This is a genomic window from Pantoea sp. AG1095 (genome assembly GCF_003208415.1).
GTDB lineage: Bacteria > Pseudomonadota > Gammaproteobacteria > Enterobacterales > Enterobacteriaceae > Pantoea > Pantoea leporis.
Map to the genome: position 1 here is coordinate 87,093 of NZ_QKMJ01000004.1, position 18,312 is coordinate 105,404.

Annotated in this window: 14 protein-coding genes; 11 read left to right on the forward strand and 3 right to left on the reverse strand. The window is 56.5% G+C overall.

The window, feature by feature from the left end:
- The first annotated feature begins 4 nt into the window (after positions 1-4).
- Positions 5-976 (forward strand): ParB family protein, encoded by a 972-nt coding sequence (locus DEU53_RS10865; RefSeq protein ID WP_110867047.1) that lies wholly within the window; start codon positions 5-7, stop codon positions 974-976.
- A gap of 447 nt (positions 977-1,423) precedes the next feature.
- On the opposite strand, the gene DEU53_RS10870 is transcribed toward DEU53_RS10865, so the two are convergent.
- Positions 1,424-3,352: a sigma-54-dependent Fis family transcriptional regulator gene (locus DEU53_RS10870; RefSeq protein WP_110867048.1), complete on the reverse strand. Its 1,929-nt coding sequence runs from the start codon at positions 3,350-3,352 to the stop codon at positions 1,424-1,426.
- 273 nt (positions 3,353-3,625) lie between these two features.
- On the opposite strand from DEU53_RS10870, the gene ssuD reads away from it, so the two are divergent.
- The 8 genes from ssuD to DEU53_RS10915 all read left to right on the forward strand — a co-directional run bounded on the left by ssuD (position 3,626) and on the right by DEU53_RS10915 (position 13,093).
- Positions 3,626-4,798, forward strand: a complete 1,173-nt coding sequence (gene ssuD / locus DEU53_RS10875; protein WP_101761167.1) for an FMNH2-dependent alkanesulfonate monooxygenase — start codon at positions 3,626-3,628, stop codon at positions 4,796-4,798.
- 14 nt (positions 4,799-4,812) lie between these two features.
- Positions 4,813-6,213 (forward strand): FAD/NAD(P)-binding protein, encoded by a 1,401-nt coding sequence (locus DEU53_RS10880; RefSeq protein ID WP_370445561.1) that lies wholly within the window; start codon positions 4,813-4,815, stop codon positions 6,211-6,213.
- 74 nt (positions 6,214-6,287) lie between these two features.
- Entirely contained in the window at positions 6,288-7,682 is a 1,395-nt protein-coding gene (locus tag DEU53_RS10885; protein ID WP_110867050.1) for an LLM class flavin-dependent oxidoreductase, read from the forward strand.
- Positions 7,679-8,698: a methionine ABC transporter ATP-binding protein gene (locus DEU53_RS10890; protein ID WP_110867051.1), complete on the forward strand. Its 1,020-nt coding sequence runs from the start codon at positions 7,679-7,681 to the stop codon at positions 8,696-8,698. The genes DEU53_RS10885 and DEU53_RS10890 overlap by 4 nt, the downstream gene beginning before the upstream one ends.
- Positions 8,695-9,393: a methionine ABC transporter permease gene (locus DEU53_RS10895; RefSeq protein ID WP_110867052.1), complete on the forward strand. Its 699-nt coding sequence runs from the start codon at positions 8,695-8,697 to the stop codon at positions 9,391-9,393. Before DEU53_RS10890 ends, DEU53_RS10895 begins: the two co-directional genes overlap by 4 nt.
- Positions 9,390-10,265, forward strand: coding sequence for a MetQ/NlpA family ABC transporter substrate-binding protein (locus DEU53_RS10900; RefSeq protein ID WP_110867053.1), 876 nt, complete (start codon positions 9,390-9,392; stop codon positions 10,263-10,265). Before DEU53_RS10895 ends, DEU53_RS10900 begins: the two co-directional genes overlap by 4 nt.
- Positions 10,266-10,442: 177 nt before the next feature.
- Positions 10,443-11,882, forward strand: a complete 1,440-nt coding sequence (locus DEU53_RS10910) for an MFS transporter (RefSeq protein ID WP_110867055.1) — start codon at positions 10,443-10,445, stop codon at positions 11,880-11,882.
- Positions 11,879-13,093 (forward strand): acyl-CoA dehydrogenase family protein, encoded by a 1,215-nt coding sequence (locus DEU53_RS10915; RefSeq protein WP_110867056.1) that lies wholly within the window; start codon positions 11,879-11,881, stop codon positions 13,091-13,093. Before DEU53_RS10910 ends, DEU53_RS10915 begins: the two co-directional genes overlap by 4 nt.
- A 75-nt stretch (positions 13,094-13,168) precedes the next feature.
- Here the strand turns inward: DEU53_RS10915 and DEU53_RS10920 are convergent, their stop codons facing one another.
- Positions 13,169-14,116, reverse strand: a complete 948-nt coding sequence (locus tag DEU53_RS10920) for a sulfonate ABC transporter substrate-binding protein (protein WP_110867057.1) — start codon at positions 14,114-14,116, stop codon at positions 13,169-13,171.
- A 254-nt stretch (positions 14,117-14,370) separates the two neighbouring features.
- Between DEU53_RS10920 and DEU53_RS10925 the strand changes: the two genes are divergently transcribed.
- Positions 14,371-16,428: an FUSC family protein gene (locus DEU53_RS10925; RefSeq protein ID WP_110867058.1), complete on the forward strand. Its 2,058-nt coding sequence runs from the start codon at positions 14,371-14,373 to the stop codon at positions 16,426-16,428.
- Between the two features lie 15 nt (positions 16,429-16,443).
- A complete protein-coding gene (locus DEU53_RS10930) occupies positions 16,444-17,133 on the forward strand; it encodes an aspartate/glutamate racemase family protein (protein ID WP_110867059.1) in 690 nt (229 codons plus the stop codon).
- Positions 17,134-17,171: 38 nt separating this feature from the next.
- Here the strand turns inward: DEU53_RS10930 and DEU53_RS10935 are convergent, their stop codons facing one another.
- Positions 17,172-18,239 (reverse strand): LacI family DNA-binding transcriptional regulator, encoded by a 1,068-nt coding sequence (locus tag DEU53_RS10935; protein WP_110867060.1) that lies wholly within the window; start codon positions 18,237-18,239, stop codon positions 17,172-17,174.
- Positions 18,240-18,312: the final 73 nt, after the last annotated feature.

Genomic DNA, 18,312 nt, shown 5'->3' on the forward strand with positions numbered 1-18,312 from the left:
TACTATGAGCGCAAAAAGAATCACTATTGGCCGAACCTTCAGCCAGACACCATTGCAGACTGAGGAAAGCGCCGATGGCCATTCTCAGACATTTATTCTGGCGACGGGTAAACGCGCCCTGTTCACGCTGGAGCACATCCCGGCTAAGGAAATCGAAGAGAAAACCTTCGTTAAGATGGAAACCAACGGCCGCGATCAGTCTGGCCTGACGCCAGAATCGCTGCGCGACATCATTCGCACCATCAAATTACAGCAGTTTTTCCCGGCGATTGGTGTAAAGCGTGACGACCGCATTGAGATTCTCGATGGTTCACGTCGTCGTGCAGCGGCTCTGCACTGCAAAACTGGGCTTGATGTGTTGGTCACAGACGTGGCTATCTCGGCGGAAGAAGCGCGTCGTTTAGCCCAGGATATTCAGACCGCGCGCGAGCACAATCTGCGTGAAGTGGGCATGCGTCTGCTATCGCTTAAAGAGAGTGGATTGTCGCAGAAAGAGATTGCGCAAAGCGAAGGCTTATCGCAGGCCAAGGTAACGCGTGCATTGCAAGCGGCAAGCGTGCCGCTTGAGCTGGTAACGCTGTTCCCGAATCATTCAGAGCTGACCTATCCTGATTATAAATCGCTGCTGCAGGCGTATGAGAAGCTGCAGGAAACCGGACAAACGGTTGATGCCCTGATCGATACTATCGGCATGGATGTTGATACCGTATGCGCGCGCGATGGATTGGCCGAAGACGAAGTGAAGAATGGCATTCTGCGTTTAGTGCGTAATGGTAGCCAGACGCTGATTCAGTCACCGGCAAAAGATAAAACCGTGGCGACGCCATTGTGGAGTTTCGCCGATAAAGACCGCTTTGCGCGTAAGAAAACGCGCGGACGCATGTTCAGCTACGAGTTTAATCGCCAGTCAAAAGAGTTGCAGGAAGAGTTGGATAAAGTGATTAACGAGACGCTCAATAAGTATCTTAATCAGTAATTGAAATGCCGCCTCCGGGCGGTTTTTTTATGCCCTTCTCAATGCCTCGCCAGCGCAATTTCATCGCTAACTGTATGAAATATAGCTTATCGACGCGGAAATTTCAGCCTGAAATCGCCACTGTTTTAGCCAGCAGCTCAAGGTATCCATTAATAAATCACCAATACCGATTAACTGACTGCAGCCAATTTAACCAGCTGTGCGCGAAAGCGACAACAGCCAGCAACAGCAGAATTGCCGTCCAGCCAGCGAGTGAAATGTCATCTGCTCGCCTAATCGATTTCGTCTCTATTGTTATGAAATTTAAGGATTTTTAGCTAAAATTTCAGGCTGAAATCGCCAATTAACTTTTAGTTTCAGCCATCATCAAAAATACCTAAGCGAGATTAGCCAGATGATATTCAATGATTTATCCACAGAAAACGTGGATAACTTTCAAGATTCACCTTACTCAATTAACGTTAAAGCTGATGAAAATTGCCAGACCGCATCGCGCACGCGCACCGGTTTGTTAATCAGCCCCAACGCATAAAAGCGATCGGCGATGGTCTGCTGCTCTTTGATCACTTCGAAGGCCATCGCACGCGTTTTGTGGCTGCGACGAGTCAAGGCACGTTCAACTGATGCGATTTCCAATCCAAGCTCCTGAGCCAATAACATTGATGCTTCGTGGCGATGGCTATCGATGAACAAACCCGTTTGTTGCAAACTCTCCACCAGCTGTCTGAGGATGTCATCGTGCTGTTCAACGTAATCACGCCGCGCCAGATAGAACTGATGATTACGTACGCGCCCTTCACCATTAACCAAAACCCGCAGTTCGGGATTGCTCTCCGCAGCGCTGAGCAACGGATCCCACATCATCCATGCATCAACCGAAAGATAATCACTGGCGGTGAGCGGATATTTCGGCGGCGTATACACCACTTTGAGTTCATCCAGACCAATGCCCGCTTCCTCCAGTATCTGCAGCAGTAGCCAGTGAACGTTCGAGCCTTTATTAACCGATATGCGCTTACCGCGTAGATCGTTGATGGTGCGAATATCGCTGTCATGCGGTACCACGATGCCAACGCTGCTCGGCGCCGGTGGCTCCCACGCAATATAAGTCACCGCATTGCCGCTCGCCTGAGCGAAGATTGGCGGTACTTCGCCGGTAGTACCAAAATCGATTTCGTTGTTTTGCAGTGCATACAGCAGCTGTGGCCCGGCGGGAAACTCACTCCACAACACGCTAATGCCTTTCTGAGCGAAACAGTGTTCGAGGCTCTGACGGGCTTTTAACACCCCGAGATTGCCAAACTTCTGATAGCCAATGCGCAGCTCACGCTCCTGCGTCCCGTGTGTATGAGATGTCGACGTAGTTACCGGCGCTTTTCGCCGTCCTTTAATCATTCCCTGATTCGCCAGATGCGTGCGCAATGTGTGGCGGCTGATACCTAATAGCGCCGCAGCCTGGGTTTGATTGTGATCTGTCATCGATAGCGCATTGCTAATAAGGCTGCTGATAACGCGATCAAACAGTTGTTGCGGCTGACTGGTTAGCTGCTGCTGAAGAAAACTGTCGAGCGTTGAATCGTTTGACTCGTTAAAGCCATGTTCACTGTAACCAGCAAGTCGCAACTGTGCGGGCGTCAGCGTCTCTTCGCGACTCAGCAATACGGCGTTATGCAGCGTGTTCTCCAGTTCACGGATATTGCCGGGCCAGCTGTATTCGCGCAGCGCTTCAAGCGCATCAGCAGAAAGACGCCGTGCCGGGCGCCCTAAACGTCGTGCGTAGAGGGCGAGGAAGTGCTGTGCCAGCAGCGGAATGTCTTCACGGCGCTGACGCAACGGCGGTAATGGCACCACCGCAATATTCAGGCGATAGAACAGATCTTCGCGAAAGCGTCGCTCGCGAATCGCCTGTGCCAAATCCACATGCGTAGCCGCGATAACTCGCACATCTACTTTGATAGCTTTACGCGAGCCTACGCGCGTAATCTCACGCTCCTGCAGCACACGCAGCAATTTAACCTGCAGTGAAGGGCTCAGCTCGCCAATCTCATCCAGCAGCAAGGTGCCGCCTTGCGCTGATTCAAACCAGCCGGGATGTGACTGCGTCGCGCCGGTAAAAGCGCCTTTCTCATGGCCAAACAACTCGGCTTCAGCCAGGCTTTCCGTCAGTGCGCCGCAGTTAACCGCGAGGAAAGGGCCGTGACGTCGCTGGCTGTGATGATGCAGATAGCGCGCCACCACTTCTTTACCTGTGCCGGTTTCGCCGACAATCAGCACGGTGGCATCTGTGGGCGCGAACTTATCCAGCAGCGATTGAAACGCCAGAGAAGCGGGATCGACTAAGCGCGGTGAATCGGTGGGATTATAGGTGGTTAACATGGCATTGAATCCTGTAGCGAGCATATCGTTAACCTAAATGCTCACGCTGACTATTAACACCATGTAAAAAGCATAAGCAGTTGCATATGCAGCAATTGCTGTTGCGCCAGAGTCGCAAATGCAACTGTTTTGGTTGACGGCGACAAGGCTAACCGCCTGAAATACGGGATTCGCGCCCGTTAACAACCTGGCACGCTTTCTGCTAACAGCTATATAACCAAATAAGCAGTTCAAAATGATCATTTTTTAATAAAGTTATATAGGAAAAGCATAATGGCCGATTCCGCGAACGATAAAATTAATGTCTTCTGGTTTTTACCGACGCACGGTGATGGACGCTATCTCGGCACCACGCAAGGCGGACGCCCGGTCGATTTACCCTACTTGCAGCAAGTGGCGCTCGCCGCCGACAATCTTGGCTTCTACGGCGTATTAATTCCTACCGGCAAAAGCTGTGAAGATTCCTGGCTGGTGGCCTCGGCGTTAGCGCCGATCACCAAACGTCTGCGCTATTTAGTGGCGGTGCGTCCTGGCCTGCAGCCGCCAACGCTGGCAGCCCGCATGGCGACCACGCTTGATCGTCTATCTGAAGGGCGTTTACTGATTAACGTGGTGACCGGCGGCGATCCGATTGAGAACAAAGGCGACGGCATTTTCCTCAACCACAGTGAACGTTATGAAGTCACCAAAGAGTTCCTCGACGTCTACAGCCGCCTGATGCGCGGTGAGAAAGTGGATTACGAAGGCAAACACATTCACGTCGAAGGCGCGGAAGTGCTGTTTCCGCCGGTGCAGGAAAAGGGGCCGCCGCTCTATTTTGGTGGTTCATCTGAGGCGGCGATTGATGTAGCAGCTGAACAGATCGATACCTATCTCACCTGGGGCGAGCCACCAGCGCAGGTTGCCGAGAAGCTGGAAGTGGTGCGTGCACGTGCAGAGCAGCGCGGACGTAAGCTGGAATACGGCATTCGTTTGCACGTGATCGTGCGCGAGACCGAAGAAGAAGCCAAAGCGGCGGCAGATAAGTTGATTGGTCATCTTGATGAAGAGACCATCGCGCAGGCGCAGAAAATCTTTGCGCGTATGGATTCCGCCGGTCAGGCACGAATGAGCGCGTTGCACAACGGCTCGCGCGACAACCTCTATATCTCGCCGAATCTGTGGGCGGGCGTGGGTCTGGTGCGCGGTGGCGCGGGCACTGCGCTGGTCGGCAGCCCGGAGCAGGTGGCTGAGCGTATCCGCGAATATCAGGCGCTGGGCGTCACCAACTTCATTCTGTCCGGTTATCCGCATCTGGAAGAAGCGCATCGCGTGGCCGAATTACTGTTGCCGCTGCTACCGCTGGCTAACGCACAGCAGCAGCGTGAACGCACCATTAACACCGGCCCGTTTGGTGAAACTATTGGCGGCGATAAGCGTCCGTCAAAACAGACGAGCGCCAGCTAATGCAGGAGAAGGCAATGGCACGGGTAATCATTGTTGGCGGTGGCTTTAGCGGCACAGCGTTGGCGATTCATCTCGCACGAACCTCATCGAGCAGATTACTGATTACAGTGGTCGAACCGCGCGCCAACCTCGGCGGCGGCGTTGCCTATTCCACGCAGGAGCCTGCGCACCGCATCAACGTACCCGCTTCGCGCATGCAGTTAAGCGGTGAAGAGCAGGGCGCGTTTGACCGCTGGTATCGCCAACAGCCGGAATGTTCACTGGACTCAGTAGCGCACTGTGAAGACGGCGCGGTTTATCCGCAGCGCAGCCTGTTCGGTCGCTATCTGGCAGACCAGTTTGCGCAAGCTGCGCAGGCGTATCCGCACGTCACGCTGCGCCATGTTCAGGCCAGCGCCGTGGCCTGGGAAGGCGAGCAGCTGTTGCTCAGCAACGGCGAAACGTTGCGGGGTGATGTACTGGCGTTAGCGATCAGTCATCCGCCACCATCGTTGCCGCGTGCGCTGCAACCGTTCTCGGCGCATCCGGCGCTGATTGCCAATCCGTGGCAGCACGGCGTATTAGACGCCATCGATCCTCAATCCTCGGTGGCGATTATCGGTACCGGCTTGAGCATGGCGGACGTGGTGGCTTCGTTGAGCACCAGACAGCATCGTGGCCCGTTAATCGCCTTCTCGCGCCGTGGACAGCTCTCACGCGATAACCTGAGTGGTGAATGGCCTGAATGGACACTAGCCCCGCAGCAAGCGTCCAGCGCACGTCTGTGGCTGCGACATATTCGTGCCGAAGTCGCGCGTGCCGCGGAACAGGATTTGCCTTGGCAGCGCGTGCTCGATCAGGTACGCGTGCAAGGCCAGGATATCTGGCAATCGCTGCCCCTGCGCGAGCAGCAACGCTTTGTCCGTCATTTGCGCTCGTGGTGGGATGTGCATCGCTATCGCATCGCGCCGCAGGTGTCAGCGGTGATCAGCGCACGTCGCCAGCAGGGCAGTCTGAAGGTGCTGGCCGCGCGCCTTAGCGACATCTCCGATGTCGGCAACCAACTGCAAATCACGCTACGCACGCGCGAGGGCGCCAGCGAAACCCACCGCCTCAATCATCTGATTGTCACCACCGGTCCCGGCCATGAAGCCTTAACCGCCAGCCAGCCGCTGCTGCAGTCGCTCAGCCAGCAAGGGCTAATCCGCGCTGACCTGCTCGGTTTTGGTATTGATGTCGACAGCCAGTCGCACACGCTCAATATTACCGGCCAGCCCAATGCGCGCCTGTTTGTCGTCGGTCCCGCTGCGCGTGCGCGCTTCGGTGAACTGATGGGTTTGCCGCAGGTTGCAGATCACGCCGCCGCTGTGGCGAAACATATTTTACAAGAACTGCAAATCGCTCCCGCCGAGCGATGTCCCCCTTCAGCGCTTTAATCTCTCAACATCCTAAAAATTAACTGACGAACGCCGGGTCGTAACACGATCACGGCCTCGCTATGGAGATTGCTATGCCATCGCAACGTGAAATTCGCTTGAACGCATTTGATATGAACTGTGTCGGACACCAGTCGCCGGGCCTGTGGGCGCATCCGCGTGACCGTTCCTGGCAATATAAAGAACTGGAGTATTGGGTCGATTTGGCGCGCCTGCTGGAGCGCGGCAAATTTGACGGCCTGTTTATCGCCGACGTGCTCGGCGTTTACGACGTACTCAACGGCAACGGCGATGCGGCGATCCGCCAGGCGACGCAGGTGCCGGTCAACGATCCGTTAGCGCTGATTACGCCAATGGCGCTGGTCACCGAACACCTCGGCTTTGGTCTCACGGCGTCGCTGTCGTTTGAACATCCGTATCCGTTTGCGCGCCGCTTATCGACGCTCGATCACCTGACCAAAGGCCGCATCGGCTGGAACATCGTCACCTCGTATCTGGAGAGCGGGGCGCGCAACATTGGGCACAAAACCCAGACCGATCACGATAGCCGCTACGATTACGCCGACGAGTATCTGCAAGTGGTGTACAAGCTGCTGGAAGGCAGCTGGGAGCAGGATGCAGTATTGCGTGACCGCGAACGCCGTATCTTCAGCGACCCGCGTAAAATCCATCCCATCAATCATCAGGGCACCTTCTTCAACGTGCCGGGCATTCACCTGTGCGAACCGTCACCGCAGCGCACGCCGGTACTGTATCAGGCGGGTGCATCGAGTCGTGGTAAACAGTTTGCCGCAGAACATGCCGAATGCGTATTTGTTGCCGCGCCGTCGAAAGTGCTGCTGAAGAAAACCGTCGCCGATATTCGCCGCCGCGCGGCGGAAGCGGGGCGCGATCCTTACAGCATCAAAATCTTCAATCTGCAAACCGTGATTGTTGGCGAAACCGATCTGGCGGCGCAGGCGAAATGGAAAGAGTACACCAGTTGGGTCAGCTACGAAGGCGCGCTGGCACTGGTATCAGGCTGGACCGGTATCGACTTCGGCCAGTATCAGCCGGATCAGGTGCTGAAATATATCCACACCAATGCCATTCAATCGGCGGTCGAAACTTTCTCCACCGCCGATCCCGATCGTCAGTGGACGGTAAAAGCACTGGCGGATTGGGTCGGTATCGGCGGTTTTGGTCCGCTGATTGTTGGCAGCGCGGAAACCGTCGCGGATGAGTTGCAAAGCTGGGTTGAAGAGACCGACGTAGATGGCTTCAACTTCGCCTACGCACTGACCCATGAAACCTTTGAAGATGTGGTGGAGCTGCTGATCCCGGAGCTGCAAAAGCGCGGCGTCTACAAAAAAGAGTACGCGCAGGGCACGTTGCGCGAGAAGTTATTCTCCGCCGGCCCGCAGCTGCAAGCACCGCATCCGGGCGCGGGCTATCGCGTTAAATCCTCCACGCCGCAGGAGGTCTCATGATCGAAATAGAACAGCTCAGCAAACACTATCGCGCGCCCGACGGCCGCATCACCGAGGTGCTGAAATCCATCAGCCTGCAAGTGCCACAAGCCAACATCACCGCGGTAGTTGGGCCGAGCGGCGCGGGTAAATCGACGCTGGCGAAGTGCATTAGCCTGCTAGAGCAACCGAGCGCCGGCAGCATCCGCGTTAACGGCAACGATCTTTCTCGTCTGGATGGCGAAGCGCTGCGTCAGGCGCGTCGCTCAATTGGTACCGTGTTCCAGTCTTCCGCGCTGCTGCAACGCAAAACCGCGTGGGAGAATATCGCCTTGCCGCTGCACTATCTTGGCGTAGTGGATCGCGATATCGCCGCGCGCGTGGGCGAATTGCTCGATAGCGTCGGCCTCAGCCACAAAGCCAAAGCCTATCCTGGCCAACTTTCCGGTGGTCAGCGGCAGCGTATTGGTATCGCGCGTGCGCTGGCATTGCGCCCGTCGGTTTTGCTGGCAGATGAAGCCACTTCAGGGCTCGATCCCGAAGCCACCGTCACCGTGCTCGACCTGCTGAAAAAACTGCGTGATGACTACAAGCTGGCGATTGTGCTGATCACCCATGAAATGGACGCGGTGCGTCAGGCGGCAGATGCGGTAGCGGAAATTCGCGACGGCCAAATCGTGCAGTACGGGGTGGTGAAAGAGCTGCTGGCGCAACCCGATTCGCTATTGGGACAGCGCCTGTTCCCGCTGGCGGCGCAGGCAGGCGATGCCGAACTGGTGTTGCAGCTGAGTTATCGCACCGATGTGCCAGTCGCCAGCGACTGGATTTCGCGCCTCAGCCAGCAGTTTGGTCTGCGTATTGATCTGCTCGGCGCGCACGTTGAGCAGGTGAATGGTCTGCAAGCTGGCCGCCTCAAGGTGGGCATTCACTATCAACAGGAACGCGTGCCGCTGGCGCGTTTGCTATCGCAGCTGGAACAGCTGGGCTTAGTTGCCAGCGTTTCCGGCAGCGTGCGGCTATTGCGGGAGGCGGTATGAGCGTATCAGTGATGAGTCAGGATACGCCGTGGCCAGACATCCCGGCGCTGATGCTGCCCGCTCTGGGCGAAACCGCGTTGATGGTGGCGATCGTGATGCTGTTCGTGGTCACCTTCGGCGGCATCGTCGGCGTGGTGCTGTTCAACACCTCGGTGCGCGGCCTGTTTCCCCATCGCGGTATCAATCGGGTGCTGAGTTGGATTGTCAACATGGGGCGTTCGCTGCCGTTTCTGGTGCTGATGGCGGCCATCATTCCGTTCACCTTCTGGCTAACCGGCACCACCATCGGCATTCCTGCCGCCGTTGTGCCGATGATCGCCGCGGGTATTCCGTTCTTTGGCCGTTTGGTGGACAACGCGCTGCGTGAGCTGCCCGGTGAAGTCACGGCGGTGGGCTTGGTGTGCGGCGGTTCGCGCTGGCAGATCATCCGCTCGGCACAACTTAGCGAAGCGCTGCCGGCGATTGTGGCGGCAGTGACGCTCAACCTGATCTCAATGATTGAGTACTCCGCCATTGCCGGCACCATCGGCGCGGGCGGTATCGGCTATCTGGCGGTGGTGTACGGTTATCAGCGCTTCGATAATCACATCATGATCGCCACCATCGTGGTGCTGATCGCCTTAATTCAAACCATTCAATTTCTCGGCGACCGTTTGGTCACCGCATTACGCCATCCTCAGGGGACATCGTTATGACAACACAAGATTTCGAGCTGCGTAAAACCCGCCGCTGGCCGTGGCTGCTACTGATTATAGTGGTCGTTTTACTTGCAGCAGGCGGCTGGTTCTGGCGCAGCCAACAGGCGCAGGCGGTGGTCTTTGGCACCACGCTGAAGGTGCATTTTGAACCGGCGATGGCGGGCGAGCAGAAGCTGATTGAATACGTTGGCGAGCACATCGCGCCCGATTACGGCCTGAAGCTGGAGGCGGTTGGCGTGCAGGATCCGGTGCAAGCCGACCGCGCGGTAGCGGAAGGGCAGTATGCCGCCACCATATATCAGCATCAGTGGTGGCTAAAGCAAGTGGTGGATGCCAACGGTTTTGCGCTCACCTCAACGCTGCCGCTGTTCCAGTGGGCGTTTGGCATCTACTCCGATCGCTACACATCGGTAGCGGATCTGCCGCAGGGCGCGACCATCGTGGTGCCGGATGATGGCGCCAATCAGGGCCAGGCATTATGGTTGCTGGCGCGTCAGGGTTTAATCACGCTCGATCCCAACGTCGAGCCGCGCACGGCCAAACTGAAGAACATTGTCGGCAATCCGCACGGTTTCGTGTTTAAAGAGCTCGATTTGCTGACCATGCCGCGTGCGCTCAACTCGGTGGATGCGGCGATTGGTTACGTCTCGCAATTTGATGCCGGTAAAGTGCCGCGCGAAAAAGGCATTCTCTTCCCGCCTGCGCCGCGCACTTTCGCCTCACAGCTGGTGATTGGCACGCCTTATCTGGACCAGGAAAACATCGAGAAGCTGAAAAAAGCCTTCTCCGATCCGCGCGTCCAGCAGTGGTTGAAGACCACCGACGATCCGCTGGTAAAAGGCGTGTTGGTGCCGGTCTCAGCCGAATAAAGTGTTGCTGTTTGAACACCCGGACGCGTCAGGCGTGTCCGGGTTTTTGTGTTGGCTAAAAACCATTTATCTAATTGATTTTAATGTAAATTTATATAAAGAATTGTTGTTTTGGCGCAGCCAGAAAAACGCTTATAACAACCTCACCTGCACTACAAAACAACAACGTGAGGCGTTATGAGTTCTCTTCCTTTAGAAAACACCATTCCGGTTTCCGAACCGGTACGTTCGGTCAGTGATGTGGCAAGGCTGATCAACACTCGCACCAAAAATGACAACTACGCGCGCATGATTGTGTTCCTCGCGCTCGGCGGCGTGTTCCTCGACGCCTACGATCTCACCACGCTGTCGTACGGCATCGATGATGTGGTGCGCGAGTTTCAGCTCTCGCCGCTGCTCACCGGCTTAGTCACTTCCTCAATTATGGTTGGCACCATCGTCGGCAATCTGGTGGGCGGGTGGCTGACGGATAAATATGGCCGCTATTCGGTGTTCATGGCCGACATGCTGTTCTTTGTGGTTTCAGCGATTGCGGCGGGGTTAGCGCCGAACGTCTGGGTGCTGATTGGCGCGCGCTTCCTGATGGGCGTGGGCGTCGGCATCGATTTGCCGGTGGCGATGTCATATCTGGCGGAGTTCTCCAAATTCGCTGGTAAAGGCAACAAGGCATCCCGACTCGCAGCCTGGTGCCCGATGTGGTACGCCGCCTCAACGCTGTGCTTCCTGCTGATCTTCGCGCTCTACTTCCTGCTGCCGAAAGAGCATCTTGACTGGCTGTGGCGCGCGTCGCTGCTGTTCGGTGCGGTACCGGCGCTGCTGATCATCGCGGTGCGCAGCAAATTCATGAACGAATCGCCACTGTGGGCGGCGAATCAGGGCGATCTGAAATCCGCGGTGCGCATCCTGCGTGATTCCTACGGCATTCACGCCCACGAAGCGGAACACGAAGCGCCACCGGCTGCTGCGGCACCGAAAGTGAGTTTCCGCGTGCTGTTTGAGAAGCCGTGGCGCGAACGCACCATCGTCGCGGGCGTGATGAATATCTGTATCTCGTTTGAATACACCGCCATTGCCTTCTTCCTGCCGTCGATTCTGGCGCAGTTCCTCGGCGCGGGCGTGTTTGAAACCATCTCGGCATCGCTGGGACTCAACGCGCTGTTCGCCTTTACCGGCGGCCTGCTTGGCATGCGTCTGGCGTGGAAATATCCGTCGCGCCACGTCGCCATCGCTGGCTTTGCCCTGCAATTCTTTGCGCTGATCGCGCTGGCGTTAATTGGTCATCCGCAAGCCATCGCCGGAATCGTCTTTGCAGTATTGATGCTCGGCTTGTGGCTGTTTGCCGAAGGCTTCGGGCCGGGCGCGCAGCTGATGGTCTATCCAGCGCTTTCCTATCCAACCTCAATTCGCGCCACCGGCGTGGGCTTCAGCCGCGCACTTTCTGGCATCGGTAGCGCGTTAGCGCTGTTCATCCTGCCGATTCTGCAGGCCGCGCTCGGCACCAATATGTTTTGGGTGGTATCGCTGGCAGCGATCATCCCAATCTTCTTCCTGCTGGCGGTGCGCCACGAGCCCACGCTGCATGACATCGACGATCTTTCACCTCAGGAGTCACCATGAGTTTACTGGCAACAGGCACCGATTATGAGGCGCTGGCGGCGCACTTCCGGCCGATTTTCGCGCGCATCGCTGAAGGAACGGTAGCACGCGAGCGGGAACGTACTTTGCCGCATCAACCGATTAGCTGGCTGAAAGAGGCGGGATTCGGCACGGTGCGCATTCCGCAAGAGAAGGGCGGTTGGGGCGCATCGCTGCCGCAGCTGTTCCAGCTGTTAACCGAGCTGGCAGAAGCCGACTCGAATCTGCCGCAGGCGCTGCGCGCGCATTTCGCTTTTGTCGAAGATCGATTGAATCAGCCGGATAGCGCGGAACGCGATCGCTGGTTTGGCCGTTTTATTGATGGCGAGCTGGTGGGCAGCGGCTGGACGGAAATTGGCACGGTAAAACTCGGCGATGTCATCACGCGTATTACGCCAAACGAAAGCGGCTGGACGCTGAGCGGTGAGAAGTTTTACAGCACCGGCACGCTGTTCGCCGACTGGATTGATGTCTATGCGCGCCGCAATGACAATCAGGGCGACGTTATCGCTCTGGTGAACACTCACCAACCCGGAGTGACGCGTGAGGACGACTGGGACGGCTTTGGCCAGCGCTTAACCGGTAGCGGCACCACGCGTTTCGCTAACGCCCATGTCGAGCAGGAACACGTCTACGATTTCGCCACCCGCTTCCGTTATCAAACCGCTTTCTATCAGCATGTCTTGCTGGCCACGCTGGCGGGAATTGGCCGTGCGGTGGCGCGCGACGGTGCGCAGGCGGTGGCGGCGCGAAATCGGGTTTACAGTCACGGCAACGGCGGTGTTGCGCGTCAGGATGCGCAGATTCTGCAGGTGATCGGGGAAATTACCAGCCTGGCGTTTGCGGTGGAAGCCACGGTGATCCGCGCGACACATTCACTGCAATCAGCATATGTTGCCCACGTCAGCAGCGATGAAGCGCAAATTGCCGCCGCGAATGTGCTGGCCGAAGCCGAAGCGGGGCAGGCGCAAGTGATTGCCAGCGAATGGGTGACACGCGCCGCCACCGAGCTGTTTAACGCACTGGGCGCATCAGATACGCGCGTCAGCAAAGCGCTGGATCGACACTGGCGCAACGCGCGCACCCTGTCGTCACATAATCCGGTGGTGTACAAAGCGCGTGATATCGGCGACTGGAAAGTGAATGGCACCGCACCGACGGGGATTTGGCAGATTGGCAGAGGCGAGGGCTAATAAAACCCGGTGCGCGTAAATGCGCACCGGGCATGTAAGGTCGCTATTCATGACGACCTGGTTGATGGTAATGACTTACTTCTTATCCAGCGACCAGGTCGCGCTGCGCACATCCACTTTCACCGGCAACAGTCCCACGCGCGTAAAGGTATCCGCTAACGCCTGCTGCTCATCAAACACCTGCGGCGACATGCGTGACGCGCCGTAAGGCAGGCGTTTAATGGTGGTTTGCCAGATGGATTTATCCAGGCCGGTTGATTTCGACAGAATCGCTGCCGCGTCATCCGGGTTCTTGTTGGCCCAATCGCTGAGTTTGCTCAACTCATCGACAACCTGTTTCGCAGTATCAGGATGACCTTCCGCGAACGGACGGCTGGCGAGATAGAAGGTGTAATGTGGCACTAATCCTTCCGCATTGCGGATTTCACGCGCACCGGCATTGGCTTCCACTTCGGCAAGGTATGGATCCCAAATCACCCATGCATCAATCGCGCCTTTCTGGAAAGCCGCGCGTGCATCGGCGGGCGGCAGATACACCGGCGTCACGTCTTTGTAGTTAAGCCCCGCATCTTCCAGCGCTTTCACCAGCAGATAGTTAACGTCAGAGCCTTTGTTCAGACCGACACGTTTACCTTTCAAATCCGCCACGCTCTTAATGGCAGAATCTTTTGGCACCACGATGGCTTCGGTTTTTGGGTTAGCCGGTGAATGACCGAGATAGATCAAATCGGCTTTCGCTGCCTGGGCGAAGGCCGGTGGCGCATCGCCGGTTGCCGCCAAATCAATGCTGCCAACGTTTAAGCCTTCCAGCATCTGCGGGCCCGCCGGGAACTCCACCCAGCGGATAGCGATACCTTCCTTCTTAAAGGTTTCATCCAGCGTGCCGCGATATTTCAGCAGGGCAAAGATGTTGGCTTTTTGATAGCCGATGGTGACGGTTTCTGGGTTAGCGGCGAAAGCGTGCGTGGAGATCAGGCCAACGCTGAGAGCTAAAGCGCTCAGGACAGGAAGTTTTGCTTTCATGATGATTCTCACGTGGTTTTTTTGCCACCTTAGCAAAGCCCTTATATAACCAATAAATAACTAATTTCGATCGCTTATAACTATTATCTATGTGATCTGGATCATTCACTGTAATCAGCAAACGCGTCCGCCATTTCCATAGATGCCCATATAATTAGCACGGTAATAATTTGTATAACAAATCAAAATGCCATTGCCAAATGCTTCTGTCAGGATAAGCCATTCCGCTGCCTGCATAAGGTTTTACCCGTTCTATGAAGTGGTTTTCACGAAGCGCAATGCTGTTTTCTGCCAAAACCTGTCTTGCTGCCTTTCTGGCTTTTTACATTGCTCTGGAACTCAATCTCGATAAACCGGCCTGGTCACTGACTACAGTGTACGTTGCCTCGCAGCTCTATTCGGGATCGACGGTATCGAAATCGGTTTTCCGTTTCTTCGGCACCCTGCTGGGCGGCTTGTTTACGCTACTGATCTACCCCGCCACGGTGCAGGATCCGCTGCTGTTCAGCCTGTGCATTTCGCTTTGGGTGGCGGTTTGCCTCTATCTTTCGCTGCATGACCGCACGCCGAAGAGCTATGTGTTTATGCTGGCGGGCTACAGCGCGGCGATCATGGGTTTTCCCGATGTGGTGTCGCCATCGGCCATCACCTACACGGTGATCTCGCGTGTTGAAGAGATCACCGTCGCCATCGTCTGCAGCAGCCTGGTGCATCGCCTGCTGTGGCCGGTCTCGATGCGCAATCTGTTAGAGCAGGGCGTGAACCTGTGGTATCAGAACGCGCGCAAGCTGTGCAGCGAACTGGTCACGGCGATGCCCGCTGAGAAGTCGGTGGAGCGCGAAGATATCCTGATTCAGATGGCCAACTATCCGCTTAACGTCGAAACGCTCATCACGCACTGCGTGTATGAAGGCGATGCCGCGCGGCGTCTGGTGCGCTTAGTCAGCGTGCAGTATCAGCATCTCTCCTATTTCATCCCCACGCTGACGGCAATCGAATCGCGCCTCAATTTGCTGGCGCAGCAGCAAATCCGTTTCCCCGACTTTATCGCCGAGGTGTTTCAGCAATTTTTGCTATGGCTAAATGGTGAAGATCAGCTGCCGGTGCGCGACCAGCTCAGCCACGCGCAAGATCAGCTGAAACGGGCGTGGCAACAGGGCAGACTCAACAGCGAAGAGAGCATTTTGCTGAGCGGATTGCTGGAGCGCTTACTCAATTTTGTGCGCATCGTTGATGCCTACCAAAGCGTGAGCGAGCGCGTCAGTGAATGGACGCCCGCGGTTAAAGCCGGAAAAATGGCGCGCGCGCACAAACACGTCGATAAGGGTTTGTTGCTGCTGTCGTCGTTTACCGCGTTTATTGCCACCTTCGTTACCTGCGTATTTTGGATCGGCAGCGGCTGGGTAGATGGCGCCACCGCACCGATGATGGCGGCGGTGCTGTGCTCCTTCTTTGCCGGCATGGACAGCCCGATTGCGCCGATGAAACTGTTCCTGAAAGGGGTGCTGATTTCTGTGGTGATCAGCCTGCTATATATCACCTTGCTGATTCCGCAGGCGGTGACCTTCGAAGCGCTGGTGATTTGCCTTGCGCCGGGCTTGCTGGCGCTGGGATTGATTATCGCCAATCCGTCAACCAACCTGATTGGCCTGATTGTCGCCACGCAGATTCCCGGGCTGATTGGCATGAGCCACAACTTCAAGCCCGATCTACAGCTTATAGTGAACGCTATTCTTTCGACGCTGGTGGGCATTACCTTCGCGGTGGTGATCACGGCGCTGATCCGCAACAAGCGCCCGTCGTGGACCGCCAAACGCGCGGTGCGCAAAGGTATCCGCGAGCTGCTGCAGTTTATCGCCACGGTGCGGCTCAACAGCGTCACGCTGACCGCGCGTCAGCAGTTTGTCTCGCGCACGCTGGATAAGGTCAACATTATTCTGCCGCGTAAGCGTGTCGATCCGGTGCCAGAGTTGGTCTCCGGCGGCAATCTGATTGCCGAAGCCTGGCTGGGCGCAAACTGCTACGACTATTACACGCGTCATCGTGAGCTGCTGCTGGCGCATCACATCGAAAGCGCGGCGATGTTCCATGAGCTGAGCCAGTTTCTTAAGCGTCGGTTAAAATCGCTGCAAACCACGCCACAGCCGGAATTGTTAGCGGAATTGAATACGTTGTTGCTGCGGCTGGAAGCGGCAGCGTTGCAGGAGAACACGCTGTTTGCGCCAATGTTTCACCTGTTCAATATTCGCTTATCGTTGTTTCCTGCAGCGCGCTGGCCGGAAAACCATTACAGTGCTGAGCAGCATGTTTAAAACGGAGTTAAGCAGATGAAAATGATCGGTTTGATTGGCGGAATGAGCTGGGAATCCACCGCGCTCTATTACCGAATTATCAATGAGCAGGTGAAACAGCAGCTGGGGGGGTTGCACTCCGCGCGCAGCCTGATGTACAGCGTCGATTTCCACGAAATTGAAAAGCTACAGGCCGCTGGCGAGTGGCAAAAAGCGGGCGAAATCCTGGCAGAAGCGGCGCTCAGTCTGGAAAAGGGCGGCGCGGATTTTATTGTGCTCTGTACCAACACCATGCACAAAGTCGCGCAGCAGATCACTGATGCGGTCAGCATTCCGCTGCTGCATATCGCCGATGCCACCGCGCAGCGCATTCGTCAGGCGGGCGTAAAAAAAGTCGGATTGCTGGCAACGGCGTTCACCATGGAGCAGGAATTCTACAAAGGCCGACTTAATCAGTCGGAAATCGACGTTTTGGTTCCCGATGCAGCCGGTCGTAAAGTGGTGCACGACATCATTTATCAGGAACTCTGTCTTGGCGTGATCCGCGATGAATCTCGTGCGCAATACCGCAAGATTATTGCTGAGCTGGTGGAGCAGGGCGTAGAAGCGATTATTCTCGGCTGCACCGAAATCACCTTGCTGGTAAAAGCGGAAGATGCCAGCGTGCCGCTGTTCGATACCACCTTGATCCACGCAGAAGATGCCGTAAAACTCGCACTCGGGTAATTACGACCAGGTGCGCAAATTTGCGCACCTAAACTTATTTATGAGGTGCGCTTTAACTTGCGCGCCAACACCTGCAACTGCTGCGCAATCTCCGCCACATCCACCTCATCTTGCTGCGGCGTCGCGGTGGTTTCCCGCAACACTAACTCGGTTTCCAGCGTCTTCTCTGCCACATCGTCGCCTTCCAGCTGCGCCAGCAAGCGATCAACGCTTACCGCGCCCAACTGCTGCAAATCCTGACGCACGGTGGTTAATGGCGGCTGATACCACGCGCTTTCCGCGGTATCGTCGTAGCCAATCAGCGAAATCTCCGCCGGGATCTTCACACCATGCTGATGCAGCGCGCGCATCGCGCCGAGCGCCATTTGATCGTTAGCCACCAGCAGCGCCTGCGGCAGAGTATTGGGCAACTGCGCCTGCAGCGCCTGATAACCCGATGCCGCGCTCCAGTCACCGCTCAGCACGCAGAATGGCCTGAGCTGGTGCGCCGCCAGCGCCTGTTGCCACGCGGCGAAACGCGCGCGCGCCGAGGCAGAACTTGCCGGTCCATTTAACACGCCAATCTGGCGATGGCCGAGCGCCACCAGATGATCAACCGCCTGCTGCGCACCGGATTCGCTCTGATACTGGCATTGCGCCACTTCAGCGCTGCGCTCCACATCGAGAAACAGCACCGGCTTGTTGTCGCACTGTTGCTGAATCTGCGCAGCCTGCGCCGCATCGAGCGGCAGGTTGATTAGTAGCGCATCCACGCGCTGCGCCAGCAGTTCATTCACTGTATCCTGCGGCGCATTATCGGGATTCGCCATGGCGATCACCAGATGATAACCCTGCGCCGCCGCCCGTTGCTGAATCGCCGAAGCGATCTGCGCGGGCGCCATCAAGGCTAAATCGCTGGTGGCGAGACCCAGCGTGCGGGTGTTTTTGCCCGCCAGCTGCTGCGCCACGCGATTCGGCACATAGTTGAGCTGCTGCATCGCGGCTTCTACTTTGGCGCGGGTGCGCGGCGAAACCTGCTCGGAATGGTTGAGGACGCGGGAAACGGTTTGATAAGAAACCCCAGCCAGATGAGCAACATCGTCGAGGGTTACGGAGCGCGCAGTCATGAATCTCTCCTGAAGATTAAGCTGCGAGTGTAGCAAATTTTTCCCTGCCGACACGCACTTAAGCCGCTACACT